Raw genomic sequence first — 2,553 nt, forward strand, 5'->3', positions numbered from 1 at the left:
CTTTTACAACTTCCATCGGTGTAGAAATGTCAGGCGTCATTGTCTGAGCCATCTTTGACAGGTGTTTGCCGCCATTAAAGTCATCAAGAATAATCCATATGGCTGTGAGCGCCAGCGTGAAAAACAAAAGACCTTTTTCCATGTGTTATCCCTTCTTTTTGCGGCAGATAAAGAAGAACCAAAACACGATGATAATAACGGTGAGAACAAGAATTTTAGTCATTGCTTGACGCACCCCCGATTTTTGAAATAACCATTTTCAGATCGGTTAGAATTTCCCGTGTCTGTTCGTTATCCTTTGATTGTTTGAACATGAACCACGCGAGCATTACGCCCATGGCTCCGTTATTTAATAGGATTGAATAGATTTGCTCCACAAGTCACACCCCCTACACCCTTGCCGAGAATAGGAATACGACAAGGAACACAATGCCGAACCCCAGCAAGATTTGTTTTGATGTAATAGGGTCTTGCTTTACGTCATGCTCTTTTGCTGTGTCCTCATCATCGACAAGAGACATTTGATCTTCAGCTTCGGGAACTGTAGACGTTCGGGTACTCATAAACCCCATGTTTGGATATAAGTCTGCGGCATGGTAGAACATTTCACCTAGACCCATTTGTGATGGTGCGTTCATATAAATCCTCCTTCGTAGTAGTCAAATAAGAAAAGGAGGGAAAAGCCCTCCCGCGTGTATTAATGCAAGCGTGAAAGCTTTTCAGCAACGATTTTCACGCGCCCGCCTTTTTGAGTATTGAAGCGAATCCAAAACTCTGTAAGACGTTCGGTGTCAATATAGTCACGAGAGCCGCCGAGGTTTGGCAAGCCTTGGTTAGAGAAGTCAAACACATAAACCCCATCCGGTAAGACATAACCCAAGTCCGAATGATTTCGGGCTGCAAGTGCTGACGGCTTAATGCTGTAAGGGATGTCGGCTTGGTTAAATACCAATTCCAAGTTGCCCGCAAAGTCGCTGTCCTTCAGCGGGTTGCCTGACTCATCCGTAAAGTAAAACATGAGTTTACGGTAGATCGTCCCTGTCTGAAGCTTCACGATATTTTGACCGTTCCCGGTGAACTGTTCGCCTTTTTCGTTTACAAGCTTCAGGACAGAAATATCCGGCATAGCTTGTGGTACAGAAGGGACGGAGAACGTTTCAATTGTCGGCGTGATTTTCAATTGCTTCAGTGTAACGGTGTCTCCAGTAGCCAACTGATACGCGTCTTGCGCGCGTGCTGTATCAATCTGAAGGGAAACGGTTGTCTCCTCGTTTTGTAGCAAGATAAGACCGACCGGGTCACGTTGGTTTAAAGTTAATGGCAGCGCGACTTGGAATTTAATACGCGCGTCTTTACCTGACGTGCTCGCGGCTGTTTCAATGTAAGATAACGCCCGCGGACTTGATGCAGGTAATAGAACGTCTGGATTCAATCGGTTTAAGCTGTATAGGTGAAGGGCTTCGCCTGACACAACAAAAGGACGGAATCCACTGTTTAATTCCAGTGCAATATTTCTGATAATCTGGTATGGTGAAAATGGTTTAGTTGGAATTGCCGCGTTCTGCGATTTGAGAGAGACAGTCGCGTCAAATTCAACTAAAATTTGTGATAGCAGGCGTACTTTCGGTAGGTTGAATGATACCGTTTGTGCGTCCTCTGTCACTGTCTGTGTACCCATCATCTGCCATGTTTGGCGGGTAGCCTGCGAGAATAGTTGAGCCTTTGCCTGTGCTGATAGTTGCTGTTGAGTTGCCATAAATTAAAATTCCTCCTTAGACTTCTGCCGCGATTGTAGATACAACCGGGATATGATATTTTGCTGAAGCTTTCTTAATAATCCACATGAAAACCATCGTGATAAATACAGTAATGAACGTATGAACTAACCATTTAACCTTCATGCTTTTTTCCTCCTTATACTGCGTTTACTAATTGCGTCACACCGTTAACCGGATGCTTCGTGACAATAACCTTTGTTACGACAATGACCATCATTGTGAATAGCGCAATGACAATCATGTTCTTCAGCCCGACACCTGCAAATTTTCGTGTCTCCAAGTCATCACCTCCTTTAAAGCTTCAATTTTGCTAGTACCGGGTTTTGCATACCCACTTTCCAATACCAAAAATTGTGCCCGCCGGGTTGCTCCATAAATTGCGGCATCCCTGTTGCTTTCACAATCTTTTTACGGTCATCCGGGTTTTGCATGGTGAAAATGAAATAGTGTGAACTGTTGGCCATAGCAATGACCGGAATGTCTGTTGGGCGCTGGGTACAAGCCCAAACGACTGCTTCTTTCGAACGCCCGCGCGTGTATAAGGCTTTCAATTCTTTCGGGTAGTTATGGGCGCTTGGCGCGACTTCCATTAATTCGTCTATCCATAGAATCGTATTTTCACGCTTGTACACCCAGCTCATGAGCGCGTTGTAATATTCCGGCTCTAATTCTTCAGCGACCGGGCAATAGATAATTTTCGGCGTCTCGACCTCGGACACGTCTTCCAATCGGTGAACCACAGTAAAGTCCTTACCTTCCTGCAAGCCATGCCACA

At 45.1% G+C, this 2,553-nt stretch carries 3 protein-coding genes; all 3 read right to left on the minus strand.

The genetic code is table 11. From position 1 onward, the window contains the following. Window positions 1-389: 389 nt before the first annotated feature. Entirely contained in the window at window positions 390-638 is a 249-nt protein-coding gene (locus ACFXK0_RS28960; RefSeq protein WP_080467411.1) for a hypothetical protein, read from the minus strand. 59 nt (window positions 639-697) lie between these two features. Next, window positions 698-1,756, minus strand: a complete 1,059-nt coding sequence (locus ACFXK0_RS28965; protein ID WP_376642743.1) for a hypothetical protein — start codon at window positions 1,754-1,756, stop codon at window positions 698-700. 315 nt (window positions 1,757-2,071) lie between these two features. After that, window positions 2,072-2,553: hypothetical protein (locus ACFXK0_RS28970; RefSeq protein WP_379414260.1), on the minus strand; the 482-nt coding region annotated here is incomplete at its 5' end.

It is taken from the genome of Nocardia sp. NPDC059177 (assembly GCF_042755165.1).
Taxonomy (GTDB): domain Bacteria; phylum Actinomycetota; class Actinomycetes; order Mycobacteriales; family Mycobacteriaceae; genus Nocardia.

What these genes read in the sequence shown, in the direction of transcription:
- ACFXK0_RS28965 (WP_376642743.1), bottom strand. Translation starts at nt 1,756, where the DNA reads ATGGCAACTCAACAGCAACTATCAGCACAGGCAAAGGCTCAACTATTC.
- ACFXK0_RS28960 (WP_080467411.1), bottom strand. Translation starts at nt 638, where the DNA reads ATGAACGCACCATCACAAATGGGTCTAGGTGAAATGTTCTACCATGCC.